The 26422-nt window shown below is 73.6% G+C and carries 23 protein-coding genes; 14 read left to right on the forward strand and 9 right to left on the reverse strand.

What is annotated here, in order from left to right; translation table 11 throughout:
• Positions 1-42 precede the first annotated feature (42 nt).
• The 3 genes from ACRB68_RS06865 to ACRB68_RS06875 are packed head-to-tail and all read right to left on the reverse strand — an operon-like array spanning position 43 to position 2950.
• On the reverse strand, positions 43-1206 hold the full coding sequence (locus ACRB68_RS06865; RefSeq protein WP_328593850.1) for a cytochrome P450: 1164 nt from the start codon (positions 1204-1206) through the stop codon (positions 43-45).
• Positions 1203-1955: a glycosyltransferase family 2 protein gene (locus ACRB68_RS06870; RefSeq protein ID WP_153531295.1), complete on the reverse strand. Its 753-nt coding sequence runs from the start codon at positions 1953-1955 to the stop codon at positions 1203-1205. Before ACRB68_RS06870 ends, ACRB68_RS06865 begins: the two co-directional genes overlap by 4 nt.
• Positions 1956-1957: 2 nt before the next feature.
• Positions 1958-2950 (reverse strand): 3-oxoacyl-ACP synthase III family protein, encoded by a 993-nt coding sequence (locus tag ACRB68_RS06875; RefSeq protein WP_153531296.1) that lies wholly within the window; start codon positions 2948-2950, stop codon positions 1958-1960.
• A gap of 182 nt (positions 2951-3132) precedes the next feature.
• Here ACRB68_RS06875 and ACRB68_RS06880 point away from each other — a divergent pair, with 182 nt between their 5' ends.
• The 3 genes from ACRB68_RS06880 to ACRB68_RS06890 are packed head-to-tail and all read left to right on the forward strand — an operon-like array spanning position 3133 to position 6062.
• Positions 3133-4308, forward strand: coding sequence for a cytochrome P450 (locus tag ACRB68_RS06880; protein ID WP_153532378.1), 1176 nt, complete (start codon positions 3133-3135; stop codon positions 4306-4308).
• Positions 4309-4344: 36 nt separating this feature from the next.
• Positions 4345-5292 (forward strand): ATP-binding cassette domain-containing protein, encoded by a 948-nt coding sequence (locus ACRB68_RS06885; RefSeq protein ID WP_153531297.1) that lies wholly within the window; start codon positions 4345-4347, stop codon positions 5290-5292.
• A complete protein-coding gene (locus ACRB68_RS06890) occupies positions 5289-6062 on the forward strand; it encodes an ABC transporter permease (RefSeq protein WP_328593851.1) in 774 nt (257 codons plus the stop codon). Before ACRB68_RS06885 ends, ACRB68_RS06890 begins: the two co-directional genes overlap by 4 nt.
• Here ACRB68_RS06890 and ACRB68_RS06895 read toward each other — a convergent pair.
• Positions 6046-9168, reverse strand: a complete 3123-nt coding sequence (locus tag ACRB68_RS06895) for an ATP-binding protein (protein WP_328593852.1) — start codon at positions 9166-9168, stop codon at positions 6046-6048. The genes ACRB68_RS06890 and ACRB68_RS06895 overlap by 17 nt on opposite strands.
• A 66-nt stretch (positions 9169-9234) precedes the next feature.
• Positions 9235-10050 carry an SGNH/GDSL hydrolase family protein gene (locus ACRB68_RS06900; protein WP_153531298.1) on the reverse strand — a complete coding sequence of 272 codons (816 nt, stop codon included), beginning with the start codon at positions 10048-10050 and terminating at the stop codon, positions 9235-9237.
• 219 nt (positions 10051-10269) lie between these two features.
• Here ACRB68_RS06900 and ACRB68_RS06905 point away from each other — a divergent pair, with 219 nt between their 5' ends.
• On the forward strand, positions 10270-11667 hold the full coding sequence (locus ACRB68_RS06905) for a sigma-70 family RNA polymerase sigma factor (RefSeq protein WP_153531299.1): 1398 nt from the start codon (positions 10270-10272) through the stop codon (positions 11665-11667).
• Here the strand turns inward: ACRB68_RS06905 and ACRB68_RS06910 are convergent, their stop codons facing one another.
• From ACRB68_RS06910 to ACRB68_RS06920, 3 genes are all read right to left on the reverse strand, one after another.
• Positions 11668-12420 (reverse strand): CAP domain-containing protein, encoded by a 753-nt coding sequence (locus tag ACRB68_RS06910; RefSeq protein WP_153531300.1) that lies wholly within the window; start codon positions 12418-12420, stop codon positions 11668-11670. It lies immediately after the preceding gene.
• 361 nt (positions 12421-12781) lie between these two features.
• Positions 12782-13030 carry a hypothetical protein gene (locus ACRB68_RS06915; RefSeq protein WP_153531301.1) on the reverse strand — a complete coding sequence of 83 codons (249 nt, stop codon included), beginning with the start codon at positions 13028-13030 and terminating at the stop codon, positions 12782-12784.
• Positions 13031-13293: 263 nt separating this feature from the next.
• Positions 13294-14283: a hypothetical protein gene (locus ACRB68_RS06920; protein WP_153531302.1), complete on the reverse strand. Its 990-nt coding sequence runs from the start codon at positions 14281-14283 to the stop codon at positions 13294-13296.
• A gap of 407 nt (positions 14284-14690) precedes the next feature.
• Between ACRB68_RS06920 and ACRB68_RS06925 the strand changes: the two genes are divergently transcribed.
• The 8 genes from ACRB68_RS06925 (at position 14691) to ACRB68_RS06960 (ending at position 24056) form a co-directional block, all read left to right on the forward strand.
• The gene (locus ACRB68_RS06925) at positions 14691-15932 is read left to right on the forward strand and encodes a cytochrome P450 (RefSeq protein WP_153531303.1); all 1242 of its coding nucleotides are present in this window, start codon (positions 14691-14693) and stop codon (positions 15930-15932) included.
• 66 nt (positions 15933-15998) lie between these two features.
• Positions 15999-17159 carry a steroid 3-ketoacyl-CoA thiolase gene (locus ACRB68_RS06930; RefSeq protein WP_153531304.1) on the forward strand — a complete coding sequence of 387 codons (1161 nt, stop codon included), beginning with the start codon at positions 15999-16001 and terminating at the stop codon, positions 17157-17159.
• A gap of 53 nt (positions 17160-17212) precedes the next feature.
• A complete protein-coding gene (locus ACRB68_RS06935; protein ID WP_328593853.1) occupies positions 17213-18157 on the forward strand; it encodes an MBL fold metallo-hydrolase in 945 nt (314 codons plus the stop codon).
• Between the two features lie 153 nt (positions 18158-18310).
• On the forward strand, positions 18311-19597 hold the full coding sequence (locus ACRB68_RS42385) for a cytochrome P450 (protein ID WP_328593854.1): 1287 nt from the start codon (positions 18311-18313) through the stop codon (positions 19595-19597).
• Between the two features lie 19 nt (positions 19598-19616).
• Positions 19617-20834 carry a cytochrome P450 gene (locus tag ACRB68_RS06945; protein WP_153531305.1) on the forward strand — a complete coding sequence of 406 codons (1218 nt, stop codon included), beginning with the start codon at positions 19617-19619 and terminating at the stop codon, positions 20832-20834.
• A 28-nt stretch (positions 20835-20862) separates the two neighbouring features.
• Positions 20863-22146, forward strand: a complete 1284-nt coding sequence (locus tag ACRB68_RS06950; RefSeq protein ID WP_328593855.1) for a glycosyltransferase family 4 protein — start codon at positions 20863-20865, stop codon at positions 22144-22146.
• A 43-nt stretch (positions 22147-22189) separates the two neighbouring features.
• Positions 22190-22945, forward strand: coding sequence for a class I SAM-dependent methyltransferase (locus ACRB68_RS06955; RefSeq protein WP_153531306.1), 756 nt, complete (start codon positions 22190-22192; stop codon positions 22943-22945).
• Positions 22935-24056 (forward strand): prenyltransferase, encoded by a 1122-nt coding sequence (locus ACRB68_RS06960; protein WP_153531307.1) that lies wholly within the window; start codon positions 22935-22937, stop codon positions 24054-24056. The genes ACRB68_RS06955 and ACRB68_RS06960 overlap by 11 nt, the downstream gene beginning before the upstream one ends.
• Positions 24057-24110: 54 nt before the next feature.
• Here the strand turns inward: ACRB68_RS06960 and ACRB68_RS06965 are convergent, their stop codons facing one another.
• Positions 24111-24818: a class I SAM-dependent methyltransferase gene (locus ACRB68_RS06965; protein ID WP_153531308.1), complete on the reverse strand. Its 708-nt coding sequence runs from the start codon at positions 24816-24818 to the stop codon at positions 24111-24113.
• 166 nt (positions 24819-24984) lie between these two features.
• Between ACRB68_RS06965 and ACRB68_RS06970 the strand changes: the two genes are divergently transcribed.
• Both ACRB68_RS06970 and ACRB68_RS06975 read left to right on the forward strand, forming a co-directional pair.
• The gene (locus ACRB68_RS06970) at positions 24985-25176 is read left to right on the forward strand and encodes a ferredoxin (protein WP_153531309.1); all 192 of its coding nucleotides are present in this window, start codon (positions 24985-24987) and stop codon (positions 25174-25176) included.
• Positions 25177-25242: 66 nt separating this feature from the next.
• Positions 25243-26331 (forward strand): alcohol dehydrogenase catalytic domain-containing protein, encoded by a 1089-nt coding sequence (locus ACRB68_RS06975; RefSeq protein WP_153531310.1) that lies wholly within the window; start codon positions 25243-25245, stop codon positions 26329-26331.
• The last annotated feature ends 91 nt before the right edge of the window (positions 26332-26422 follow it).

The following is a 26422-nucleotide window of genomic DNA, read 5'->3' on the forward strand; positions in this document are numbered from 1 at the left end:
CAGGCTCCTCGGTCCAGACGACGCCGCGCCCTTCCAGCGAGCTCATCTCATCCTCCGAACGGTGAGGGTGCGGTAGGTCGGGATGAGGACGCCGCGAGCGGCGGCCCGGCCGGTGATCGTCAGCGGGGCGGCGTCCAGCAGCGTCCCGGCGACGAGCCGGATCTCGGCCATGGCGAGGGGGTAGCCGATGCAGAAGTGCGGGCCGGCGCCGAACCACAGGCGCCGCAGCTCGGGCGGCTGCGGCCGGTCCGGGTCGAACGGGCCGTAGGCGCGGCAGCAGTTGTGCGTGGCGATCAGCACCCGGTCGCCGGGGCGGACCGGCACGCCGCCGACGTCGGTCTCGCGGTGCACGCTGCGCAGCATCACCGGGGTCGGGGTGGTGACGCGCATGGCCTCGTCGATCGCGGGGTCCAGCCGGGAGCGGTCGGCGGCGACGGCGTCCAGCAGCCCGGCGTCGTGCAGCAGCGCGACCAGGCGCGGCACCAGCGTCGCGACGGTCTCGGTGCCGGTGAGGAAGAACGCGCCGGCGGCGCCGCGCGCCTCGTCCTCCGACAGGCCGAGCGCGCGCATCCGGCCCATGACGGTGCTCTCGTCGCCCGCCGCGTAGGACTTGGCGGCGATGTCGCCGAGCGGGTCCAGCACTTCGCGGGCGCGGGCGACCTGGTCCGGGGACAGCCGCCGGGTGCGCAGCGAGATCATCGACACGATCCGCTCGCCCTGCTCGAACAGGTGCCGGTAGGCGGCCTCGCCGCCGGTCTCCAGCCCGATGACCTCGCCGATCACCGCGCCCGCCATCAGCCGCATCGTGTCGACCAGGTCGACCTCGGCGCCCGCCGCGAGCCTGCCCGCCAGGTCCGCGAGGGGCCCGGCGAGGACGCGGGCGCACAGCGCGTCGCTGTAGGCGGGAGTGAACAGCTCGGTGAGGCGGCGGCGGAGCGCCCGGTGGCCCTCGCCCTCCATGTTGAGCAGCACCGACGGGCCGAGGACGGGCGTCCACAGGTCGCCGGGCGAGCCGGGGCCGTCCTTGCGGAACGTCTCGCCGTCCATCAGGACCCGCCGGGCCAGGGACGCCTCGCTCACCACCACGCCGACGCCCGGCACCCGCACGACCGGGCCGCGCCGCGCCAGGCCGCGCAGCAACGGGTAGGCGAACGGGTGCGTGGTCAGGTACAGGCGCTGTTCCCAATCCAACACAGCCCAGTTCACCGGATGTCCACGACGTCGGGCCGGTAGCGGTGGTCGGCGTACCAGCCGAGGGTCCGGACCAGGCCGAACGCGCGCAGCCGCCGCACCGACCCGTACACCGTGACGTCCTTGCGCAGCCCGTAGTCGGTGGTGAGGTAGCGGACCTGGTTGACCAGGGCGCGGTCCTCGTGGACGTCCTCGATGCGGGTGCGCGGGAACCCGCCCGCCCGTTCGTACAGGCTCGCGGTGATGGCCATGTTGCAGCCCGGCATCATCACGTAGGGGCCGAGGTAGAGCGGGTCCTGGTTGCCCGGGCGGAACCGCCCGAACGTCGCGGCGAGCTGCACGACGGCGGGCAGCAGCCGGCGCTCCCAGAACTTCAGCGGGAACTCGTCGGTGCGCGGCAGCAGCGGCCCGCTGACCATCTCCAGCCCGTCGTCGAACGCCCGCTTCACCGCCGCGACCCAGTCGCGGTCGGGCAGGCAGTCGGCGTCGGTGCGGGCGAGGTGGGTGGCGCCGGCGAGGATGGCGTGCCGGATGCCGGTGTCGGCGGCGGCGCCGGTGCCCTTCTCCAGTTCCCCGATCAGCCGCACGTCCACCTTGGGGTGGTCGGCGGCGAACGCCCGGACGACGGCGCAGGTGCCGTCGGTGCTGGCGTTGTCGACCACGACCAGCGTGTAGTCCAGGTCGGTCTGCTCGGCGAGGCGGCGCAGCGTGGCGCCGATCGAGCGCTCCTCGTTGTAGGCGGGGACGACGATCCACAGCTCCATGGTCACAGCTCCGCGAACAGCACGCCGAGGCTGACGCCGCCGGCCAGCCCGACCATGGCGATCTTGTCGCCGGAGCGGCAGCGGCCCTGCTCCAGCGCGGTGGCGATCTGCAGCGGCAGCGTCGCCGACGCGACGTTGCCGTGCTCGGGCAGCGTCACCACCAGCTTCTCCGCCGGGATGCCGAGGACCTGCCGCAGCACCTCCAGGTAAGGGACGGTCACCTGATGCACGGCGACGACGGCGAAGTCGTCCCAGGTCAGGCCGGTCTTGGCGAGCGCGTCCACGAAGATCTGCGGGCCGTTGTCCAGGAAGACGTCCTTCAGCTTGCGCCCGTCGCCGCTGAAGTAGGTGTACTCGGGGTCGCGCGGGTGCCGCGAGCCGCCCGCCGGGAGGGTGCCGACGCGCCAGGCCGCCGACACCGCGGCGAAGTCGCGGTAGAAGATCCCGCCGTCGGCGGCGGCCTCCACCAGCATCGCCGCGCCGCCGTCGGACAGGGTGTACCCGGCGAAGGAGTCGACGAACTGGGCCCGGTCGCGCACCCGCCAGCGGATCGCCCGCGACGGGCTCTCGCCGGTGCAGACCAGCACCCGCTCGTGCTGGCCGGTGCGGATCAGCGCGTCGGCGAGCTGCAGCCCGTTGAGGAAGCTGTTGCAGGCGTTCTTGACGTCGAAGACCGGGCAGGTGAGGCCGAGCGCGTCGGCGACGATGTGCGCGGTGGCGGGCTCGATCAGGTCCTGCGACGCCGATCCGAAGATCAGCAGGTCCGGGGTGACGCCCCGCTGCGCCAGCACCGTGCGCGCGGCGGCGGCGGCGAGGTCGGAGGCCTGCTCGTCGTCGCCCATGACGTGGCGGCGGCGGATGCCGGTCATCCGCTCCACGATCGTCGGGTGCGGCCGGTAGCCGCCGCTCTCGGCGGTGACGCGCGCCTCGACCTCGGCGCTGGTGAGCGTCCGTTCGGGCAGGTGAGCGGCGGCCGCGGTGATGCGGGCTCTCATACAGGGCTCCCCCGGGGTTACGGTGACTGCGTGGTGTCCGGCCTCCAGGCTCGCCCACCCCGGCCGCACGCGAATAGGGCACATTAGCCGGTTCCCGATGAGTACTTGCACCTATGTCCTATGAGTCGGATGCCGTTTCCCTTGTGCCACAGGCGTCCCGGAGAATCCTTTTTGTGAGCAGAATGACGGACGACGACGCGACCCGGCACGAGGCCCGCCTGCTGTGGCACGCCAACCCCGGGCTGTTCGCCCTGCTGGAGGCGGCCCGGCACACCGGCCCGATCGCCCGGGTGCCCCGGCTCGGCTGGGTGGTGACCGACCCGGTGCTGGCGCGGCGGGTGCTGAACGACCACGGCACGTTCACCATGGGCGGCGAGGGCGGCGTCGGCCACCTGTGGACACAGCTGTTCGGCGACGAGATGGGGGAGTTCTTCGGCGGCGCCCGGCACGCCGAGGTGCGCACCCGCGCCCGCGACCTGTTCACCGAGGACGCCGCCCGCGACCTGGTCGAACGCGCGCAGGGCGCGCATCTGGCGCAGCTCGCCGGACAGCTCGCGGACGGCGGCTCCGTGGACGTCGCCGACAGCGCGCGGGTGCTCGGCGGGCGGCTCGTCGCCGACCTGCTCGGCCTCCCCGCCGACCGGCCCGACGACGACTACCGCGGCCTGTTCGCCGCCGGGGAGCGCCTGGCCGCCCTCGCGCTCGGCACCACCGCGTCCACCGAACTCGCCCCCGACCTGCTGGAACGCGCCCACGAGATCGTGGACGGCCTGACCACCGGCGTCCCGGACGCCTACCGCGCCGCCGGTCCGGACACCCTGCTCGGCCGCTGCCGCGAGATGGGCCTCGGCCTGCCGATGGCGCGCGGCCTGGCCACCCTGCTCGTCATCGCGGGCACCGAGACCGGCGCGTCGGGCACCACCCGCACCGTCGCGCTGCTGCACGACACCGGCCAGCAGCACGCGCTGCTGCGCGACCCGGGCCTGACGGCGAACGCGGTCCGCGAGGGCCTGCGGGTGGCGGCGCCCGCGCCGGTGATCGGCCGGCACGTGGCGCGCGACGCCGACCTGGCCGGCCGGGCGCTGCGCGCGGGCGACCGCGTCCTGCTGCTCACCTACCGCGCCACCAACGGCGCCGGGCCGTTCGAGGTGACCCGCGACTACGTCCCCGAGACCCGCCAGCTGTGGTTCGGCGGCGGCCGCCACCTCTGCCTCGGCGCGGCGGTCGCCCGCACCCAGATCGCGCGGATGCTCGGGGCGCTGCACTCCACCGGCCGCCCGTACCGGGTGGTGTCGCGGCGCGCGGCCCGCCGGGTGCTGGTGCCGTCGTACGCCTCCCTGGTGGTGAAACCGGCGTGAAGCCGTCGTGAAACCGGCGCCCCGCACGATCGGGGCATGACGACGACACCCCTACCGCCGGCGATCGAGGCGAGCGGCCTGCGCCGGTCGTTCGGCGGCACGGCCGTGCTCGACGGCGTCGACCTGTCCGTGCCGGCCGGCACGGTCTTCGCGCTGCTCGGGCCGAACGGCGCCGGCAAGACCACCATCGTGAAGATCTTGACCACGCTGCTGCGCGCGGACGGCGGCCGGGCCCGCGTCGCCGGGCACCCGGTGGACACCGAGCCGGACGCGGTGCGCGCCGCGATCGGCGTCACCGGCCAGTACGCGGCGGTGGACCGGCTGCTCACCGCGCACGAGAACCTCGTGCTGATGGCGGACCTGCTGCACCTCGGCCGCGCCGAGGGCCGCCGCCGCGCGGCCGGGCTGCTCGCCCGGTTCGACCTGGAGGACGCGGCGCGCCGGCCCGTCGCGACCTTCTCCGGCGGCATGCGGCGGCGCCTGGACCTGGCGATGACGCTGGTCGGCCGGCCCCGGGTGATCTTCCTGGACGAGCCGACCACCGGCCTGGACCCGCGCAGCCGCCGCGGCATGTGGCAGATCGTCCGGGAGCTGGTCGCGGACGGCGTCACGATCTTCCTGACCACCCAGTACCTGGACGAGGCCGACCGGCTCGCGGACCGGATCGCGGTGCTGGACCGCGGCCGGATCGTCGCCGAGGGCACCGCCGCCGAGCTGAAGCGGCTGGTCCCCGGCGGCCACATCCGGCTGCGCTTCGCCGAGGAGGCCGGGTTCACCGCCGCGGCCGGGCTGCTGCCGGCGGCGGTGCTCGACGACGAGGAGCTGACGCTGCAGGTGCCGGGCGACGGCGACGTCCGCGCGCTACAGGACGTCCTCGGCCGGCTCGGGTCCGCCGGGATCGCCGCCGCCGAGCTGGCCGTGCACACCCCCGACCTCGACGACGTCTTCCTCGCCCTCACCGACCGGAAGGTGCCGGCCCCGTGACCGCTCTGAACCACGCCGCCCGCGACTCGGCCACGATGCTGCGCCGCAACCTGCGGCACGCCCTGCGCTACCCGGCCATGACGTTCACCGGCCTGATCACCCCGGTCCTGATCATGCTGCTGTTCGTCGGCGTGTTCGGTCGCGCGCTCGGCGCCGGCATCCCCGGCGGCGGCCGCTACGTCGACTACATCGCGCCCGGCATCATCGTGATGGGGGTGACGTCGGGCTGCATGGCGACGTCGGTGGCCGTCTGCGTGGACATGACCGAGGGCGTCACCGACCGGTTCCGCACCATGCCGATCGCGCGGGTGTCGCTGCTCACCGGGCACGTCGCCGCCGGGGTGATCCAGACGATGGCCAGCACGGTGCTGGTCGTCGCCGCCGCGCTCGCGCTCGGGTTCCGGCCCGGCGCGGGCGTCGCCGGCTGGCTCGGCGCCGCCGGGCTGCTGGTGCTGCTGGCCTTCGCGCTCACCTGGTTCGCGGTCGCGCTCGGCCTGGTCGCCAAGACGCCCGAGGCGGCCAGCAACTCGCCGATGACGGTCCAGTTCCTGCCGTTCCTCGGCAGCGCGATCGTGCCGACGGCGACCATGCCGGCCGGGGTGCGCTGGTTCGCCGAGTACCAGCCGTTCACCCCGATCAACGAGGCGCTGCGGGCACTGCTGGCGGGCCACTCCCCCGGGACCGACGGGATCGTCTCGCTCGCCTGGTGCGGCGGGGTCGCCCTCGGCGGCTACTTGTGGTCGAAGCGGCTGTTCAACCGCGTGCCCTGAGCGCCGCCAGCGCCGCCTCCCGCAACTGCTCGCGGCCCCGCAGGCGGGCGTACTCCGACACCGCATCGGCGTACGCCCGCCGGTCGGCCTTCTCGGCGTCGGCGCGGGCGCGGGCGGTGGACATGGTCGGCTGGAAGTTGCGCAGGAAGCCCAGGCGCTCGGCCAGGGCGACCATCCGGACGGCGCGCGCGTCGCCGCCGTGCAGGTCCGTCATCGCGACGGCCAGCAGCACCGCGCCCCACAGCGGCGGCTCCACCACGAACGCCGGCTGCGCGGCGTCCGGGTCGCCCAGCAGCATGGCCAGCCGCTCCGGCAGCTCCGCGGCGATCTCCCCCACGAGGTCGGCCCGCCCGTGCCGGGCGTGCGCGACCAGCGCCGCGGACCGGACCTCCAGCGCCCACGCGTCCAGGGCCGGGTTCTGGCCGGGCGGCTGGATCCCCGAGGCCGTCAGCCGCTCGACGGCGCCCCGCCAGAGCCGCAGCCCCTCCCCGGTCCGGCCGCGCGCGAGCGCGATCTCCGCCTGCGCGCCCAGCTTGAACGACACCGCGCCGAACGCGTCGCTCATCTCGTCGCGGTCCGCCAGCTCCAGCCACCGCTCGGCCTCGTCCACGTCGCCCGACTGCAGCGTCGCCAGCACCATCCCCCAGCGCAGGCCGCCCACCTCCGGCCACGCCCGCAGGGACTCCAGCATCCGCTGCGCCGACCGCATGTGCCGCCGGGCCTCCTCGCCCCGGTCGGCGCGCAGGCACAGCTCGCTGTAGCGCGAGTGGGCCATGGCGAGCATCCACGGGGTCTCCGGGCCGGCGAAGGCCGTGAGCGCCCGCCCGGTCGCGGCGAGCGCGGCGTCCAGGTCGTCGTCGTGCTCGTGCAGGTAGCCGCCGACCATGTTGGCGACGCCCGCCAGCAGCGGCTCGGGCCTGTCGCACAGCGCGCGCAGCGCCGGACGGCCCGGCGCGGCCAGGCCCGGCGCCTCGCCCACCACGACCGCGGCGGCGCGGATCAGCGTGTCGGGCGGGGCGGGCGGCAGCGCGCGCAGCGGCTCCACCGCGCCGAGCCCGCGCGCCCCCTGCCCGGCGATGGCGATCCCGGCGCTCAGGACCAGCGCCGCGCGGGTCGCCTCCACCAGCCCCGGCTCCGGCCGGAACCGCGTCAGCACCGCGGCGACCTCCTCGGGCAGCCGCGCCAGCCGCAGGTAGTCGGAGTCGACGATCCACAGGCCGATGAGGACGGCGGCCACCGCGACCACGGACGCGTCGGCGTCCGGCCGCGCCAGGCCGAGCCGGAGCGCCAGCGCGAGGTTGTCCTGCTCGGCGCGGACGAGCTCGACGGCCCGCAGCGGGTCGGGGCCGAAGATCGCCGCGTGGTGCGCCGCGCCGAAGTCGCGGGCCCAGGCGAGCAGCCGCCGGGCCGCGTCCTCGTCCGCGCCGGCGGCGGCCCGCTGGAGCGCGCCGAACTCGCGGACGGTCTCCAGCATCCGGAAGCGGACGCCGGCGCCGGTGTCGGCGACCTTCAGCAGCGACTGGCCGGCCAGGTCCTCCAGCACCGCGTCGTCGCCGAGCAGGTGCCGGGCGGTGTCCGCGGTGAACCCGCCGGGCAGGATCGACAGCGTGCGCAGCGCGGCCCGCCCGTCCGGGCCGAGCAGGTTCCAGCTCCAGTCGACGACGGCGCGCAGCGTGTGGTGCCGCTCCGGCGCGTCGCGCGCGCCGCCGCGCAGCAGCGCGAACCGGTCGTCCAGCCGCCGGGTGATCTCGGGGACCGACATGACCCGCACCCGCGCCGCCGCCAGCTCCACCGCGAGCGGCAGCCCGTCCAGGCGGCGGCACAGCTCCACGGCGCCGGACAGGTCCGCGTCCGGCCGCGCCGCCCGCGCCCGCTGGCCGAACAGCTCCACGGCCGTGTCCAGGTCCAGCTCCGGCAGCGGGTAGACCGCCTCCGAGGACAATCCGAGCGGGGCCCGGCTCGTGGTGAGGATCCGCAGGTCCCGCGTCATCGCGACGAGGGCGCGCGCCAGCTCGGCCGCGGCGGCCACGACATGCTCGCAGTTGTCCAGCACCAGCAGCGCCGGGCCGGGACCGAGCGCCCGGACGATGCCGGTGAGCGGGTCGGCGGGGCCGCCGAGCCCGCGCCGGGCGTCCCCGGCGCCGAGGACCGCGGCGACCTCGGCGGCGACGTCCTCGTCCCGCGCCGCCCCGGCGAGGGCGACGACGTGCACGACCCGCTGCCCGGCCTCGCGGGCCACGGCGTGCGCGAGCCGGGTCTTGCCGAGGCCGCCGGGGCCGGTGATCGACACGACCCGCGAGCTGCGCAGCAGGGCGGCCACGTTGGCGAGGTCGGCGTCCCGGCCGAGCAGCGGGTTCGGTTCGTGGGGGATCCCGTGCCGCACGGCGGGCGCGTCGTCCTGCAGCAGCCGCAGGTTCAGTTCCCGCAGCGCGTCGCCGGGGTCGGTGCCGAGTTCGTCGCGCAGGGCGCGGCGGTAGGCGTCGTAGCGGACGAGCGCGGCGGACGGGCCCGCTGTCGCGGCTTCGCATCGCAACAGTTCAAGCAGCAGTTCCTCGTCGCGGGGGTGGTCGTCGACGAGCTTCGTGAGGGCGTCGAACGCCTCCGCGTGGCGTCCGAGCCGGGCCAGAGCGAGTGCCCGCGTGCGCACGAGCGCCCGGTAGGCGGACGCCCGATCCGCCCGCAACGCCGCCACCGGATCGTCTTCCCCCACCTCCGGAGCGCCGTCCCAGAGCGCAAGGCCCGCCTCGGCATGAGCGAGCGCGCCCGCGTGGTCGCCGTCCCGCGAGGCTTTGGCGCTCGCGGCGGCTTCGAGCAGCACAGCGGAGGCGTCGATCTGCTCCTCGGCCAGCGTCAGCCGGTATCCGGTGGGGGTGCCGGCGATGACGTCGGCGCCGAGCTGTGCGCGGGCCCTGGAGACCACGACCTGCAGCGCCTTGGCCGGGTTGGCGGGACGCTCGTCAGGCCAGAGCCCTTCGACCAGGCGCGCGGTGCTGCATCCGGTGCGCGGCCCGCCGGCCAGCAACGCGAGCAGCCCGCGCGACCGAGGCCCGGTGATCTCCCGCCCCTGGTAGGCCACCCGCGACAAAAGGGTCAGCTCGGTGGTCACACCGGCACACTAGCGGGCCGGGCGCCGGCCCGTCCGGGGTGCGTCCCGGCGGGGCCGGCCCCGCCGTCAGGTGACCGCCCGCAGGAAGGTCGCGGCGATCCGCCGGTAGCCCTCGGGGGTGGCGTGGCCGTCGTTGTGGGTGCACTGGTAGGTCCAGGCGCAGATGCGGGCGACGTTCAGCGGGACGGTCCCGTACGGCTTCAGCTCGGCCTGGGTGAAGAAGTCGTGGGTGTCGAAGGCGGCGTTGACGTCGGCGACCTTGAAGCCGCTCGCCGCGTAGACGCCGCTCTCCCAGGTGTTGAAGATGTCGACCAGGCCCACCGAGCCGATGGCCACGGCCTTCCCGGCATCGCTCTGCACCCACGAGGCCAGGCCCGGGTCGTAGTAGGTCATGCCCGCGTAGACCGGGCCGTCGCCGCCGGCCGACCGGAGCCCGGTGGTGATCTGCGGCAGGTTGCCGATGACCGCGCCCACCCCCTGCACGCCGCAGAGGAGGTCGCCGCCGAGGGTGCAGGCGGTGTCGTTGGCGCCGATGTTCAGGGTGACGTACCGGACGTGGCCGCGGTGCTCCTTGAGGAAGGCCACCGCCGCGTTCATCTGCGACCCGGCCGGATAGGCGCAGATGCCGCCCTTGAGCAGGGTGGTGGTCGTCTCGCCGCCGCAGCCCAGCTTCACCAGCCGCAGGTTCGGGTCGCGGGTCTTCAGGTCGGCGTAGAGGCGGTCGGTGTAGCCCTCGTCGGTGGGGCCCTTCCCGGGCTGGGCGCCCACCGACAGGGAGTCGCCGAGGGCCAGGTAGTACTCCTCCTCGGCCGCGTGGGCGGGCGGGGCGGCGAAGAGGAGCAGCAGGGACGACACGAGGATCGCGAGGCGGGCCGGGCGCATGGGCGCTCCATGGGGGTCTCGGGGGGCACCGGGAACCTCCTCATCGTGCCGCCTTCTCCCCTCCGATTACATACAAACAACTACGGCTTTTTAAGGGATCGTTGTGCCCGGGTGCGCGTCCGGAAGTTGCCGTTTGCCGCGTTGATGGCGTTTCTTGTTATCCGCGGTTTCCTGGGGGGTCTCCAGAAGGACCGACGGTGACCCTCTGGAGGAACGGCGATGCGCACGGACAAGGACGTGGACCTGCTGGTCCGGGCGGCGCAGGACGGGGACCCCGCCGCCCGCGAGCAACTGGCCGCCGAGTACCTGCCGCTGCTCTACAACGTGGTCGGCTGGGCCCTGGACGGCCACGCCGACGTGGACGACGTCGTCCAGGACTCGCTGCTGCGCGCGCTCGGCGGCCTGGACGGGCTGCGCGACCCGGCGCGGTTCCGGTCCTGGCTCATCTCCATCGCCATGAACCAGGTGCGCCGCCGCTGGACGTCGCTGCGGCGCCGGACCCCGGTGGACACCGAGACCCTGGCGCGGCTGGCCCCGCCCGAGGACGACTTCGCCGGGCTGGCCGTCCTGCGCCTGGAGCTGTCGGGGCAGCGGCGGGAGATCGCCGAGGCGACGCGCTGGCTGGACCCGGGCGAGCGCGAGCTGCTCGCGCTGTGGTGGCTGGAGGCGTCGGGGCATCTCACCCGGGGCGAGCTGGCCGAGGCGCTCGGGCTGCCCGGGCCGCACGCGGCCGTGCGGGTGCAGCGGATGAAGGAGCAGCTGGCGGCGTGCCGCGCCGTCGTCCGGGCGCTGGCGGCGGGACGGCGCTGCGACGCGCTCGCCGCGGCGCTGGACGGCTGGGACGGGCGGCCGTCCCCGCAGTGGCGCAAGCGGATCGCCCGGCATGTCCGCGGCTGCCGCGCCTGCGCGGACCACCGGCGCGACCTCGTGCCGCCCGAGGCCCTGCTGGCGGGCCTGGTCATGGTGCCGCCGCCCGCTTCGCACGGGCTCGACGTCGCGTTGAAGGCGTCCTGGAAGGGGTTGCGGCTGGCGGGGGCGGGCGCGGCGGCGGGCGCCGTCGTGGTCGCCGCGGCCGTCTGGGGGCTTCAGGACGCGCCCGCCACCGCGCCGCCCGGGAGCGATCCCGTCGTGCCGGTGCGGCAGCCGCCGTCGCACGCGCCCGCCCCGAAGGCGACGCCGGCGCAGGATCGCCTCGTCCGGCGGCCCGCCGCGCGGCCGTCCAGCAGCACGCCGCCCTCCGTCGAGCAGCAGGTCGTGCGGCTGGCCAACGCCGAGCGGAGCCGGGCCGGGTGCCCGCCGCTCCGCGTCTCGCCGGCCCTGCACCAGGCCGCCCAGCGGCATTCGGCGGACATGGCGGCCCGCCGCGTCCTCGACCACCGCGGGGCCGGCGGGGACGACCCGGGCGACCGGATCACCGCCGCCGGGTTCCGCTGGAGCGCGTGGGCGGAGAACATCGCGCAGGGCCAGGCGACGCCGCCCGCCGTCGTCAGCGCCTGGATGAACAGCCAGGGGCACCGCGCCAACATCTTGAACTGCCGGTCCACGATGGTCGGGGTCGGCGTCGTCCGGGGCGCCGGCGGCCCCTGGTGGACGCAGGTGTTCGCGGCGCCCCGCTGATCAGCGGGTGGCGCCGAAGTCCTGCGTCCAGTACGGGCCGCCCGACAGCGCCACCCCGACGCCGATCTCCTTGAAGGCGCAGTTCAGGATGTTCGCGCGGTGGCCGGAGCTGTTCATCCACGCGTTCATCACGCTCGCCGGGGTCTGCTGCCCCATCGCGATGTTCTCGCCGTAGGTGATCCAGCGGTATCCGGCGGCGGTGATGCGGTCGCCGGGGCTCCGGCCGTCCTTGCTCGTGTGGTCGAAGTAGTGGCGCGCGGCCATGTCGGCCGAGTGCGCCTGCGCCGCCCGTCCCAGCTTGGCGTTGACGGTCAGCGGGCGGCAGCCGTTCTTGGCCCGCTGCGCGTTCACCAGCGTGACGACCTGGGACGCGTACCGCCCGGCCTTGCCGCCCACCGGCGCGGCGACGACCGGCTTCTTCTTGACGGGGGCGGGCTTGGCCTTGCGCACCGGCTTGCGCGCCGGGGCCCGCTTGCGGGTCGGCTTGGCCTTGCCGGCGGGCGTCCGGCTCGCCTTGGCGGTGGGCGTCGCCGCGGGCGCGTCACCGGCGGGCCGGGCCGCGGCGGCGACCGGGGACGGTGCCGCACCGCTCGCCGTCAGGGCGCCGTCGCTGTTCTGGAAAGCACCGCCGGCCAGCCCGGCCGCCGCGCCGGTCACCACCAGGCCGGCCACCCCCGCGGCCGTCCACGCGGCGGCACGGCCGCTCATCCGCCGCGGCCGCCGGGTCTCCCAGAACGGGTCTCGGTTCGTCATGGCGCTGCCACATCCTTCGCTCGTCTGCGGTGTACGGGACACCTGGGAGACCTACGACAGGATGCGCGATAACAGGAAAAATCCAAAAATCTGAGACGGCTGGGGGCGGTGATCGCCCGCCCCGCCCCGCCCCAGGCCGGTCACGCCGCCGGACGGCCGGCGACCGCCGGACCGGCGCGCCGGCCGCGGGGACCCGCTGCTACGAGAATCCCCATCGACGGCCGAAGGAATAGGCCGCGATGACCAAAATCGCATTGCCCCCGGAAGGCATCCGGCAATTAAGGCCACCGCGCACGCCATGCGAGAACCGTGTCAGGCGCGAGAAATCCGCGCCCGACACAATGCGCACCGAAAACTTCGGCTATCTAACCGAGAGGGCGTAGGGAGGGTAGAGGCCGGTGTAGATGCACCTGTATTCGTGGAAGCCCTCACGCACGTACTGCTGGCCCGCGTCCACGCACCGGGATTGGGTGGTGTAGCTGGCGATGGGGATCCAGTTCGCCGAGGCGCTCCTGGTGGGCTGCGCGGGGGCGGCCTGGGCGGGCGCGCTCATCGAGGTGACCGCCAGGGCGACGATCCCGGCGCTGACGGCCGCTGCGCGTAGGCGCATTCATGCCTTCCTTTCGGATGGGGGCGTCGCGGCGGGGCGCCGTCCTCCCCGGCGCCGCGCCGGGGAACGCCCCGGACGGGGAGCAGGACCGCCCCAACCGGAACGATCTTGCCTCCATAACCGAAAGTATGATCAGCCAAGATCAAAAAACAAGGGCCCGCAGGAAATCGAGCGGCTTTTCCCCTCCAGGCGCCATCACCGTGTTCGCGCCACTACCAGGAGAGAGCAATTCGGGCCCCGGCGCCTTTCCCCGATACCGCGGGTCAGGTGCGTAGGGCCGTCTGGCAGCCGGCGGCGGTGTCGATCGGCTTGGACAGGTTGTAGGGGTCGGTGGTCTGGCCGCCCTGCCCGCTCGCGGTGAAGTCGGGGTGGATCAGCGCGTCGCCGTACTGGCAGCTCGTCGGGGCGGCCGCGCTGTCGGCCCGGGTGATCCAGACCTTGACCGTCGCGCCGTCCCGGTAGACGAAGTACTCGTTCGCCCACCGCTGCACGACCCGCAGCACCTGCTGGGAGCCCGGCTTCTCGCGGACGGCGTAGACGAAGTTGTGGTCGGTCTTCACCAGCACCCCGTTCCGGCCCTGCCGCCTGGCCGGGCGCGCCGAGCTGGCGCCGTGCACCTTGATCGCCGTCCCGACCTGGACGGCGCTGCCGGGCGCGAACGTCGTCACCCAGGCCCGTGCGCCCTTGGCGGCGGGGTTGTCCAGGTCGCGCTTGAGGTCGGGGAGCTGCGCCGGGTCGACGAGCGCGCGGAAGGTGTCGTTCTTGCCGCCGAAGACCGTGTTCGTGTCCAGGGCGCCCGCCACCAGCATCTTCTTGATCTGCTCGTAGGCCAGGCCGAGCTGGGCCGCGCTCAGCCCGTTCAGCGCCTCGGGCACGGGCAGCGTGATGCCCTCGTCGCCCGTCGCGTACCGCGCGGCCGGGGAGCCGGCGAACGGGTCGCCCGCGGCCGGCGCCGGCGGCCCGCCGGCCGGCGGGCGCAGCGCCGTGATCGGCTCGGGCCGGTTGAACCACCACAGCGCGGTGGAGATGGCCAGCAGCGCCAGCACGCCCGCGATCACCTGGACGACCGCCGTGCGGCTGCCGCGCGCCGGGTCCGCCTCGGCCCGGTAGCGGCGCGCGGTCCGGCGGGCGCGCAGCCGCTCGCGGCGCCCGGGCCTGCGCGCCCGCTCCTCGGCCGACGGCTCGGTGAACGTGGCGCCCTTGACGAAGTTCTCGTCGAACACGGGCTGCGGATCGGGGTCGGCCATGGGCATTCAGTTCTCCGAGGCGGGGGGCGGAACGCGGTTACCTCACCACGGCGGCGCTCACCGAACGCCCCCGTGCGCCCAGATTAAGGGACGCCGCGCCCCCGCACCCGCCACGGTGGCCGGCGGCGGCGCCGCGACCTGCCCGGACATGAACGAGAACGAGTTCTAGTTAAACTCGGCGATAAACGTGACGAAGCTCACGACCTAGGGCCCCTTGCAGTTGCGGACGGGATGAGGCATGGCGAGGTCCATCCCGCTTTCGGCAGGTGAAAGACCGGCCCTTCCGCTCATTACCAACCAAGCGATTGGCCGAGACTCCTGTTGAGACTGGTGTCTCATTTGCTCTTGTGGCGGCCCTGGAATGGGTTCTAGCTTGGCCCCGATCGACATCGCCGCGAGGGCAAGGAGCGCGCATGACCGCCACCGCACCCGAGACCGCCGTCCCCGACGGCTTCGACTTCAGCTGCCCCGACCTGATGACCGAGCGCGTCCCGCTGGCCGAGTTCGCCGCGCTGCGCCGCACCGCGCGGCCCTGGTGGAACGCCCAGCCGCGCGGCCGCACCGGCTTCGACGACGACGGCTTCTGGGTGGTCAGCAAGCACGCCCACATCAAGGAGATCTCGCGCGACCACGAGCTGTTCTCCGCCGCCGCGAACGGCTCGGTGATCCGGTTCAACGAGTCGTTCGGGGCCGCGGAGCTGGAGCTGCAGCGCGAGAGCCTGCTGCTGCACATGGACCCGCCGCAGCACGCCAAGCTCCGCAAGATCGTGTCGCGCGGCTTCACCCCGCGGGTGATCAACGGCCTGCACGACGCGCTGCACGAGCGGGCCGGGCGGATCGTGGCCGAGGCGCGGCGGCGCGGCGGCGAGGGCGACTTCGTCACCGAGATCGCCGCCGAGCTGCCGCTGCAGGCGATCGCCGAGCTGATGGGCGTGCCGCAGCAGGACCGGCGCCGGCTGTTCGAGTGGTCCAACCAGATGCTCGGCTACGACGACCCCGAGTACGACGCCGACCCGGCCTGCGCCGCCGCCGAGATCATCGGCTACTCGATGGGCCTGGCCGAGCGGCGGCGGGGCTGCCCCGCGCACGACATCGTCACCAGGCTGGTGCAGGCCGACGTGGACGGGCGCGGCCTGAGCGACGACGAGTTCGGCTACTTCATGATCCTGCTGGCGGTGGCCGGGAACGAGACCACCCGCAACGCGATCACGCACGGGATGCTGGCCTTCTTCGACCACCCCGGGCAGTGGGAGCTGTACAAGGCCGGGCGGCCCGAGACCGCGGCCGACGAGATCGTCCGCTGGGCGACGCCGGTGACGGCGTTCCAGCGCACCGCCGTGCGCGACACCGAGCTCGGCGGGGTGCCGATCCGGGCGGGCGACCGGCTGGCCATGTACTACAGCTCGGCCAACTTCGACGAGGAGGTCTTCGACGAGCCCGGCCGCTTCGACGTCACCCGCTCGCCCAACCCGCACCTGGGGTTCGGCGGGACCGGCGCCCACTACTGCATCGGCGCGAACCTGGCCCGGCTGGAGATCCGGCTGATGTTCGACGCGATCGCCGAGCAGATGCCGCACATCGCTCAGGCGGGCGAGCCGCGGCGGCTGCGGTCGGCCTGGCTGAACGGGATCAAGGAGCTGCGGGTCCGCTACTGAGCCCCTTCCACACAAAACTAGAACTCGTTACAGTTAGGAGCGAATCTCGTTCTAGAAGGAGACCGCATGGGCACCCCGGTGATCGTCGAGGCGGTACGCACGCCGCTCGGTAAGCGCAACGGCTGGCTGGCCGGGCTGAAGGCCCAGGCCGTGCTGGCGCACGCGCTGAACGCGGTGGTGGCGCGGAGCGGCATCGACCCCGGGCTGGTGGAACAGGTTTTCGCGGGCTGCGTGACGCAGGCGGGCGAGCAGGGCGGGCACGTCGGCCGGTACGCCTGGCTGTACGCGGGCCTGCCCTGGCAGACCGGCGTCACCACGATCGACGCCCAGTGCGGCTCGGCCCAGCAGGCCGTGCACCTGGCCGCGGCGCAGGTCGCGGCCGGGGTGGTCGACGTGGCGATCGGCTGCGGCGTGGAGGTGATGAGCCGGGCGCCCCTCGGCAGCAACGTGCTGCCGGCCAACCCGCGCCCGGCCGACTGGTCGATCGACATGCCGAACCAGTTCGAGGCCGCCGAGCGGATCGCCCAGCGGCGCGGCCTCACCCGTGAGGACCTGGACGCGTTCGGCGCCCGCTCCCAGCAGCTGGCCGCCAAGGCGTGGGCGGACGGCCGCTTCGAGCGGGAGATCGCCCCCATCGAGGCGCCGGTGCTGGACGCCGAGGGGAACGAGACCGGGGAGACCCGGACCGTCACCCGCGACCAGGGCCTGCGCGAGACGACCACGCAGGGCCTGGCCAAGCTGAAGCCCGTCATGGGCGAGGGCGCCCTGCACACCGCCGGGACGTCGTCGCAGATCTCCGACGGCGCGTCCGCCGTGCTGGTGATGTCGGAGGAGATGGCGCACCAGCTCGGGCTGCGCCCGCGCGCGCGCATCCGGGCGCAGGCGCTGGTCGGGGCCGAGCCGTACTACCACCTGGACGGCCCGGTGCAGTCGACCGAGCGGGTCCTCGCCCGCGCCGGGATGGCGATGGGCGACATCGACCTCACCGAGATCAACGAGGCGTTCGCGGCCGTCGTGCTGTCCTGGGCGTCGGTGCACGAACCGGACATGGACCGGGTGAACGTCAACGGCGGCGCGATCGCGCTCGGCCACCCGGTCGGCGCGACCGGCGCGCGGCTGCTCACCAGCGCGCTGCACGAGCTGGAGCGCCGCGACGCGGGCACCGCGCTGGTCACCATGTGCTGCGGCGGGGCGCTGTCCAGCGCGACGATCATCGAGCGGGTCTGACGCCGGTGGCGCCGGCTCCGGCGGATCTCGGCGGGGGCGTGTGGAGCGTTCCGGTGCCGATCCCGGGCAATCCGCTCGCCTACACGCTCGTCTACGCCCTGGAGGGGCCGCGCGGGCCCGTCCTGATCGACGCGGGCTGGGAGCACGAGGACGCCTGGTCCGCGCTGAAGGACGGCCTCGGCGGCTTCGGCATGGACATCGCGGACGTGGCCGGGGTGGTCGTCACGCACTACCACCCCGACCACGCCGGCCTCGCCGGGCGGATCCGCGCGACCTCGGGCGCGTGGATCGCGATGCACCGCGACGACGCCGAGATCGTCCGGCTGTTCCGCGCGGCCGTCGCGCAGGACGCCGGCCGCACCTGGGAGCTCGGCTCGATGCGCCGCGCCGGGGCCGCCGAGGGCGACCTGGCCGGCCACGCGCGCCGCGAGCACGTCGACCCGCCCGCCGAGCCCGACCGGGAGCTGGCCGACGGCGACCTGGTCGACCTGCCCGGCCGCCGGCTGCGCGCGATCTGGACGCCCGGCCACTCCCCCGGGCACATCTGCCTGCACCTGGAGGACGGCGACCGGATCTTCACCGGCGACCACGTGCTGCCGCGGATCACCCCGCACATCGGCCTGTACCCCTACGACCGCACCGACACCGACCCGCTCGGCGACTTCCTGCGCTCGCTCGGCCGGGTCGGCGCGATGGCGGTGGGCGAGGTGCTGCCGGCCCACCAGCACCGCTTCACCGGCCTCGGCGAGCGGGTGCGGGAGATCGCCCGGCACCACGAGGAGCGGCTGGCCGAGGTGCGCGCGCTGCTGTCGGCGGCGCCGGTGTCGCTGTGGGACCTGACGGCCGCGCTGACCTGGCGGCACCCGTGGGCGGACATGCCGCTGCAGGCGCGCCAGATGGCGGCGGGCGAGGCGGCGGCGCACCTGCGGGTGCTGGAGACCCGGGGCGTCGCCCGGCGCGAGGGGGACCGCGACCCGCTGCGTTTCGTCCTTCGCTAGCTGTCACGACAGCGTGCGACGCACGTCACACCCCGAGTCTGGACCCTTGATGAGACTCCAGTCTCATGTTAGAACCGGGACGTATCCGCTTACCAAGCAAGCGCTAGACAGACGATTCCGTGCGGCGCGACGCGGAACGCGGAGAGGACGGGCGTGACCCAGCAGGATGTGACCCTCAGCGGGCGAGAGGCCCTCGCGCACCCCACCGGCACCGCCCCCGAGATCGACATCATCGACCCGGCCGTCTATGAGCGGGGCGGCATCCCGCACGACCGGTTCGCCTGGCTGCGCGACAACGACCCCGTGCACTGGCACCGCGACCTGGACGAGCGCGTGCCCGGCTTCTGGGCCGTCACCCGCCACGAGGACGTGGTCACGGTGTCGCGCAACCCCCAGATCTACTCCAGCCACGTGCGCACCTCGATGTACGAGGAGTTCACCGACGACGAGATCCTGCTCTACGGCATGATGATGCTGTTCCAGGACCCGCCCGACCACACCCGCAACCGGGCCAAGGTCAACCGCGGCTTCACGCCCCGGATGATCAAGCAGCTGGAAGCACACATCCGCGACATCTGCCACGAGCTGATCGACGACGTGGTGGAGCGCGGCGAGGCCTGCTTCGTCGAGGACATCGCGGCCCACCTGCCCGCCTACGTCATCTGCGAGCTGCTCGGCGCCCCCGTCACCGACCGGCAGAAGATCTGCGACTGGTCCAACCGCATCATCGGGTTCGCCGACCCCGAGCTGAACGGCGCGAAGGACCAGGCCAAGCTCTTCGCCGGCGAGCTGATGGACTACGCCGCCGCCCTCGCCGCCGAACGCGAGGCCGACCCCCGCGACGACATCGCCACCAAGCTCCTGCAGCCCGACGAGAACGGCGTGCGCCTCAGCACCGAGGAGTTCCAGCTCTTCCTGCTGATGCTGGTCATCGCCGGGCACGAGACCACCCGCAACGGCTCGGTCGGCGGCATGCTCGCCTTCTTCGAGCACCCCGACCAGTGGGCCCGGCTGCAGGCCGACCGGTCGCTGCTGCGCACCACGCCCGACGAGATCGTCCGCTGGACCTCCCCCATCAACCTGTTCCGCCGCACCGCCGTCCAGGACACCGAGCTCGGCGGCAAGCAGATCCGCGCGGGCGACAAGGTCGTGCTCTTCTACGGCTCGGCCAACCGCGACGAGCGGGTGATCGACGACCCGTTCGCCTTCGACATCGGCCGCGACCCCAACCCCCATGTCGGCTTCGGGGGCGGCGGGCCCCACTTCTGCCTCGGCACCCACCTGGCCCGCCTGGAGCTCAGCGTGCTGTTCGAGGCGATCCTCGACCGGATGCCCGACATCCGCCCCGCCGGCGAGGCCCGCCGGCTCCGCTCCAACTTCGTCAACGGCGTCAAGGAGCTGCGCGTGGAGTTCACCCCCTCCGCCCGCCGCCCCCGGTAGCCCCCAAGGAGGCGCGACGATGAGCACCCCCGGCATCGACCTGGTCGACCCCGCCCGCTACGAGAGCGGCGGCGTCCCCCACGACCGGCTCGCCTGGCTGCGCGAGCACGACCCCGTCCACTGGCACCAGGGCGACCCCGGCCGCGGCTACCCGCCGTTCTGGGCGATCACCCGGCACGAGGACGTGGTGCACGTGTCGCGCCACCCGGAGGTGTTCTCGTCCCACGAACGGCTCGCGCTGTTCGACGAGCCCGACCCCGACCACCTGGTGCTGCAGCGGATGATGATGCTGAACCAGGACCCGCCGGACCACACCCGCAAGCGCGGCATCGTCAACCGGGGCTTCACCCCGCGCGCGATCGGCGCCCTGGAGGAGCACATCCGCGACATCTGCCGCGACCTGGTCGCCCAGGCCCCGGACGAGGCCGACTTCGTCCGGGACCTGGCGGCCCCGCTGCCCCTCTACGTCATCTGCGAGCTGCTCGGCGCCCCGCCCGAGGACCGCGACAAGATCTTCCACTGGTCCAACACCCTCATCGGCATCGACGACCCCGAGTTCCAGGCCACCCGCGCCGACGGCGAGCGCGCGGCCGCCGAGCTGTACGCCTACGCCAACGAGCTGGCCGCCGCCCGCCGGCGGAACCCCCGCGACGACATCGTCACCAGGCTCCTGGACCCCGGCCCCGACGGCAGCGTGCTGAGCGGCGACGAGTTCGAGCTGTTCGTCCTCCTGCTGTCCGTCGCCGGCAACGAGACCACCCGCAACGCCGCCTCCGGCGGCATGCTCGCCTTCTTCGAGCACCCGGAGCAGTGGGCCCGGCTCCGGGCCGACCCCTCCCTGGTGCGCACCGCCGCCGACGAGATCGTGCGCTGGGTCACCCCGGTCAACCTGTTCCGCCGCACCGCCGTCCGCGACACCGAGCTGCGCGGCCGCAAGATCGCCGCCGGCGACAAGGTCGTCGTCTTCTACGCCTCCGCCAACCGCGACGAGGCCGTCTTCGCCGCCCCCTTCACCTTCGACGTCGCCCGCGACCCCAACCCCCACCTGGGCTTCGGCGGCGGCGGTCCTCACTTCTGTCTAGGTGCCCACCTGGCCCGCCTCGAGCTCCGTGTGCTTTTCGAAACACTTTTGGACGCTATGCCCAATATTGAACTCTCGGGTAACGTGCGCAGGCTAAGGTCTAGCTTCATAAACGGGATAAAGGAGATGCCGGTGCGACCGGGGTCTCGTGACTGACAGGAGTGGTGCGTGAGCAGGGGCTGGCGTGTCTGAGGCAGTTGAGCCGTCGGTTGGCCCGCTCCGCGTGGCCCTGCTCTCCTACCGGAGCAAACCGCACTGTGGCGGCCAGGGCGTCTACCTCCGGCACCTCAGCCGGGAACTCGTGGATCTCGGGCACGCCGTGGAGGTGTTCTCCGGGCAGCCCTATCCCGAGCTGGACCGGGAGGAGATCGTCCTCACCAAGGTGCCGAGCCTGGACCTGTACCGGGACGAGGACCCCTTCCGCACGCCGGCGCGCGAGGAGTTCCGCGACTGGATCGACGTGCTGGAGTTCGCGCACATGAAGACCGGCGGCTTCCCCGAGCCGCTGACGTTCAGCCTGCGGGTGCTGCGCGAGCTGCGCCGCCGCCGGCGCGACTTCGACGTGGTGCACGACAACCAGGTGCTCGGGCTCGGCAACCTGGCCATCTCCCGCACCGGGCTGCCGCTGGTGACCAGCATCCACCACCCGATCAGCGTGGACCGGCGGATCGAGCTGGAGGCGGCCGAGGGGCCGCTGCAAAAGCTCGGCAAGCGCCGCTGGTACGGGTTCGTCGGCATGCAGTCGCAGGTGGCGCGGCGGGTCGGGCCGATCCTGACGGTGTCGGGGTCGTCCAAGGTCGACATCGTCAAGGACTTCAAGGTCGACCCGCGCGACATCGAGATCCTGCCGCTCGGCGTGGACACCTCGATCTTCCACCCGCGCGGCGAGCGGGTGCCGGGCCGGATCGTGGCGATGGCGAGCGCGGACGCGCCGATCAAGGGCGTGGACGTGCTGCTGCGCGCCGTGGCCAAGGTCGCCACCGAGCGCGACGTGCACGTGATCGTGGTGAGCCGGCCGCGCGAGGACGGGCCGACCGCCAAGCTGGTGCGCGAGCTGGCCCTCGGCGACCGGGTACGGTTCGTGAGCGGGATCAGCGACGACGAGCTCGGCGAGCTGCTGGCGTCGGCCGAGGTCGCGGTCGTCCCCTCGCGCTACGAGGGCTTCTCGCTGCCGGCCGTGGAGCACATGGCGTCCGGCACGCCGCTGGTGGCGAGCCGGGCGGGCGCGCTGCCCGAGGTCGTCGGCGACGCGGCCGAACTGGTCGAGCCCGGCGACGTCGAGGAGCTGGCGTCGGTGCTGCGCCGTCTGCACGACTCCCCCGAGGAGCGGGCGAAGATCGGCGCGGCGGGCCTGGCGCGGGTGCTGGAGCGGTATACGTGGCGGGCGGTGGCGCAGGCCACGGTCGACCACTACCGGGCCGCCATCACCCAGCGGAACTACCTGCGGCTGGCCGCGGGCAAGGCATGAGGGACCGCCGCCCGGCGGCCCCCTGTACGGAAGGAGCACGACCCTGCTGACCGTGGATTTCCAGCGGTTCCGCGTCACCCCCGGAGAACGCATCATGGACATGGGGTGCGGCGCCGGACGGCATGCTTTCGAGCTGTACCGCAGGGGTGCCAACGTCGTGGCCTTCGACCTCGACGCCGAGGAGCTGGCGGGCGTCGAGAAGATGTTCGGGGCGATGCGGCTGGAGGGCGAGGTGCCCGCGGGCGCGTCCGCCGAGACCGTGCAGGGAAACGCGCTGGACCTGCCGTTCCCCGACGACCACTTCGACAAGATCATCGCGTCGGAGGTGCTGGAGCACATCCCCGACGACATGAGCGCGATGGCCGAGCTGCTGCGGGTGCTGAAGCCCGGCGGGCAGCTGGCCGTGACGGTGCCGTCCTGGCTGCCCGAGCGGGTCTGCTGGGCGCTGTCGGAGGACTACCACACCGCCCCGGGCGGGCACGTGCGCATCTACACCCGCGCCGAGCTGGAGGCCAAGCTGAAGGCCACCGGGTTCCGGGTGGACGGCCACCACCACGCGCACGGGCTGCACGCCCCGTACTGGTGGATCAAGTGCGCGGTGGGCGTCGACAACAACGACAACCCGCTGGCCAAGGCCTACCACCAGATCCTGGTGTGGGACATCATGAAGCGCCCGCTGGCGACCCGGCTGGCCGAGCGGGTGATGAACCCGCTGATCGGCAAGAGCGTCGTGGTGTACTTCACCAAGCCCGCGCAGCCGGCGAAGGCGGCCGCGAAGGAGACGGTGGATGCGGTCTGAGGTCCCGTCCGTACCCGGCGTCCTGACCTCGGCCGACATCGTCGCCACCGCGCAGAGCATCGTCCGCCAGCAGGAGGACTCGGGGGCGATCCCCTGGTTCTCGCCGACGCACGGCGTGGCCGGCCACGTGGACGCCTGGAACCATGTCGAGGCCGCGATGGCGCTGCGCGTCGCCGGTCTCGGCGAGCACGCCCGGCGCGCGTACGCGTGGCTGGCGGGCGTGCAGCGCCCGGACGGGTCCTGGCCCGCCAAGTGGGTGCTGGGCGAGGTCACCGAGCCCGGCGGCGAGTCCAACCACGCCGCCTACGTGGCGGTGGGGGTCTGGCACGAGCTGCTGATGACCGGCGACGAGGCGTTCGCGCAGGAGATGTGGCCGGTCGTGCAGGCGGCGATCCAGTTCACGCTGGGGCTGCAGACACTGCGCGGCGAGATCCGGTGGATCCGGCACGAGAACGGCGAGGTCGCCGACGAGGCGCTGCTGACCGGCTGCTCGTCGATCCACCAGTCGCTGCGCTGCGCGGTGGCGCTCGCCGAGCGGCTCGGCGAGCCGCGCCCGGAGTGGGAGCTGGCCGCCGACCAGCTCGGCCATGTCGTGGCCGCGCACCCCGAGGCGTTCTCCGACAAGAGCCGCTGGTCGATGGACTGGTACTACCCGGTCCTCGGCGGGCCGGTGCGGGGCGAGGCGGCCGCGCGCCGCATCGCCGAGCGCTGGGACGCGTTCGTGGTGCCGGGCCTCGGCTGCCGCTGCGTGCACGACCAGCCGTGGGTGACCGCGGCCGAGAGCAGCGAGCTGGTCATGGCGCTGGACGCGGCCGGGCAGCGGGACCGGGCGCTGGAGCTGTTCACCACGATCCAGCACCTGCGGCACGAGGACGGCTCGTACTGGACCGGCTGGCAGTTCGAGAACCAGCGGCACTTCCCCGGGGACCGCTCCACCTACACCGCGGCCGCCGTCATCCTGGCGGCGGACGTGCTGGAGGGCGTCTCGCCGGGCGCGGGGATCTTCAAGGAGATCGCGGGGCGGCCGCTCGGGCCGTCCACCGCCGCCGACCCGGGCGCCTGCGGCTGCGCCCTGGCCTCGGTGGCCAACCCGGTGCGCACCCGCCTGTAGCGGGCGTACAGAAGCCGCGGAACCTGTTCTGGTTCCGCGGCTTTCGCGTGTCCGTCAGGCGGGGGTGAGCGGGTCGGTGTCGCCGGTGCGCTCCAGCACGCGCAGCGAGCCCCGCGCGCGGCGCTCGGTGAACGCGCCGCTCGCCAGCGCCCGCTGGTAGACGTGGTAGGGGGCCTGCCCGCCGTCGGCGGGGTCGGCGAACACGTCGTGGATGACCAGCGCGCCGCCGACGGCCAGGTGCGGCGCCCAGCCCTCGTAGTCGCCCTGGGCGTACTCCTCGGCGTGGCCGCCGTCGATGAACAGCAGGGCGAGCGGGGTGCGCCAGAAGGACGCGACGGTGCGGGAGGTGCCGACGATCGCGACGACCTCGTCCTCCAGGCCGGCGAACGCGATCGTCTTGCGGAACGTCGGCAGGGTGTCCATCCGGCCGGTGCGCGGGTCGACCAGGGACGGGTCGTGGTGCTCCCAGCCCGCCTGGTTCTCCTCCGAGCCGTGGTGGTGGTCGACGGTGACGACGGTGGCGCCGGTCTCCCGGGCCGCCGCCCCCAGGTAGATCGCCGACTTGCCGCAGTAGGTGCCCACCTCCAGCAGCGGGCCGGTCGCGCCGAGGCGGGCGCCGTACTCCAGCGCCGTCTCGTACAAGGCGAGGCCCTCGTCCTCGGGCATGAACCCCTTCGCCGCGCGCGCGCAGCGCAGCAGGTCCGAGGGCATTTCCGGGGTGCTGGTCGTCCCCGCGGGGGTGGACGCCGTTGTCTCAGTCATTGATCTCCTCCGCCGCGCACTTTATCCGAGATCACTTCCGCCGGATCACGCTCTTGCCGCCTGATACTGAAACGTGTTCTACTTTTGTCGCGAGCGGGCCCCGATCCGGCCGCCCCGGACCGAAGTAGGTTGACGTTCACCGCACGCGACGTGAACGGAGAAGGCGATGAGAGTAGAAGTCGACCCCCTGGTGTGCGAGGCCAACGCGGTCTGCGTCGGCCTGGCCCCCGAGGTCTTCGACCTCACCGATGACGACGAGCTCGAGATCCTCCGGCCCGAGGTGCCGGCCGCCGAGGCCGACCGCGTCCGCCACGCGGTGCGGTCCTGCCCGAAGGCCGCGCTCAGCCTGGAGGAGTAGCGCCGCCGTCCCGCCGCCGCCGGATCGAGGCCACCCACCCCAACCCCCCTCTCAGTGGAGGCAGCCATGGCACGCGCCGCGGTTCTGCATGCGGTCGGCGACAAGGAACTGGACCTGCGCGACGACGTGAGCACCGTCGATCCCGGGCCCGGCCAGGTGAAGGTCAAGATCAGGGCGACCGGCGTCTGCCACTCGGACCTGTCCACGATGTCGGGCGTGCTGCCCTCGGTGCCGCCGACGGTGGTCGGCCACGAGGGCGCGGGCGTCGTCGTGGAGGCCGGCGCGCACGTCACCGACGTCCAGGTGGGCGACCACGTGGTCATCAACTGGACGCCCGACTGCGGCACCTGTGCCGAGTGCCGGCGCGGCGAGCCGTACCTGTGCATGACCTTCATCGCGCAGGCGTTCGGCGACCCGGCGTTCCGGATGGCCGACGGCACGCCGGTGTTCGGCATGGCGGGCGTCGGCACCTGGGCCGAGGAGATCGTGGTGCCCCACCAGGGCGTCATCAAGATCGACGAGGACGTGCCGTTCGAGTACGCGGCGCTGCTCGGCTGCGGCATCCCGACCGGCGTCGGCGCGGTGTTCAACACCGCCAAGCTGCGGCCGGGCGCCAAGGTCGCGGTGGTCGGCGCGGGCGGCGTCGGGCTGTCGGTGATCCAGGGCGCCAAGATCGCCGGGGCGTCCACCATCCTGGCGATCGACCCGAACGAGGCCAAGCACCCGATCGCCAAGCAGTTCGGCGCCACGCACACCGCGACGCTGGACGACTTGGACGAGACCAAGGGGCTGCTCACCGGCGGCCAGGGCTTCGACACCGTCTTCGAGGTCGTCGGCCGGTCCGCCGCGATCACCACCGCCTGGAACGCCACCCGGCGCGGCGGCGAGGTGATCGTGGTCGGCGCGGGCGCGGCCGACGACGACTGGTCGCAGAGCGCGTTCGGGCTGCTGTTCGACGGCAAGACGCTGAAGGCGTCGCTGTACGGCGGCTGCGACCTCAAGCGCGACGTGCCGATGTTCGTGGACCTGTGGCGGTCCGGCAAGCTCGACATCGACGGCCTGATCAGCCGCCGCATCCGGTTCGAGGAGCTGAACGGCGCGCTGCGCGCGCTGGAGGCCGGCGAGGTCATCCGGCAGGTCGTGCTCTTCGACTGAAAAATCCGCGTAGATCCCGTTCAACGGCATCGGTCCCTTCACGGGCCCGATGCCGTTATCTTTGGGAGAACCTTGATCGAGACGGCCGCGA

The organism is Actinomadura macrotermitis, assembly GCF_009604375.1.
GTDB lineage: Bacteria > Actinomycetota > Actinomycetes > Streptosporangiales > Streptosporangiaceae > Spirillospora > Spirillospora macrotermitis.

Bases quoted from the DNA above. Each gene is read 5' to 3' on its own strand.
- ACRB68_RS06870 (WP_153531295.1), bottom strand. From the start codon at position 1,955: ATGGAGCTGTGGATCGTCGTCCCCGCCTACAACGAGGAGCGCTCGATC.
- ACRB68_RS06875 (WP_153531296.1), bottom strand. From the start codon at position 2,950: ATGAGAGCCCGCATCACCGCGGCCGCCGCTCACCTGCCCGAACGGACG.
- ACRB68_RS06880 (WP_153532378.1), top strand. From the start codon at position 3,133: ATGACGGACGACGACGCGACCCGGCACGAGGCCCGCCTGCTGTGGCAC.
- ACRB68_RS06885 (WP_153531297.1), top strand. From the start codon at position 4,345: ATGACGACGACACCCCTACCGCCGGCGATCGAGGCGAGCGGCCTGCGC.
- ACRB68_RS06900 (WP_153531298.1), bottom strand. From the start codon at position 10,050: ATGCGCCCGGCCCGCCTCGCGATCCTCGTGTCGTCCCTGCTGCTCCTC.
- ACRB68_RS06905 (WP_153531299.1), top strand. From the start codon at position 10,270: ATGCGCACGGACAAGGACGTGGACCTGCTGGTCCGGGCGGCGCAGGAC.
- ACRB68_RS06910 (WP_153531300.1), bottom strand. From the start codon at position 12,420: ATGACGAACCGAGACCCGTTCTGGGAGACCCGGCGGCCGCGGCGGATG.
- ACRB68_RS06915 (WP_153531301.1), bottom strand. From the start codon at position 13,030: ATGCGCCTACGCGCAGCGGCCGTCAGCGCCGGGATCGTCGCCCTGGCG.
- ACRB68_RS06920 (WP_153531302.1), bottom strand. From the start codon at position 14,283: ATGCCCATGGCCGACCCCGATCCGCAGCCCGTGTTCGACGAGAACTTC.
- ACRB68_RS06925 (WP_153531303.1), top strand. From the start codon at position 14,691: ATGACCGCCACCGCACCCGAGACCGCCGTCCCCGACGGCTTCGACTTC.
- ACRB68_RS06930 (WP_153531304.1), top strand. From the start codon at position 15,999: ATGGGCACCCCGGTGATCGTCGAGGCGGTACGCACGCCGCTCGGTAAG.
- ACRB68_RS06945 (WP_153531305.1), top strand. From the start codon at position 19,617: ATGAGCACCCCCGGCATCGACCTGGTCGACCCCGCCCGCTACGAGAGC.
- ACRB68_RS06960 (WP_153531307.1), top strand. From the start codon at position 22,935: ATGCGGTCTGAGGTCCCGTCCGTACCCGGCGTCCTGACCTCGGCCGAC.
- ACRB68_RS06965 (WP_153531308.1), bottom strand. From the start codon at position 24,818: ATGACTGAGACAACGGCGTCCACCCCCGCGGGGACGACCAGCACCCCG.
- ACRB68_RS06970 (WP_153531309.1), top strand. From the start codon at position 24,985: ATGAGAGTAGAAGTCGACCCCCTGGTGTGCGAGGCCAACGCGGTCTGC.
- ACRB68_RS06975 (WP_153531310.1), top strand. From the start codon at position 25,243: ATGGCACGCGCCGCGGTTCTGCATGCGGTCGGCGACAAGGAACTGGAC.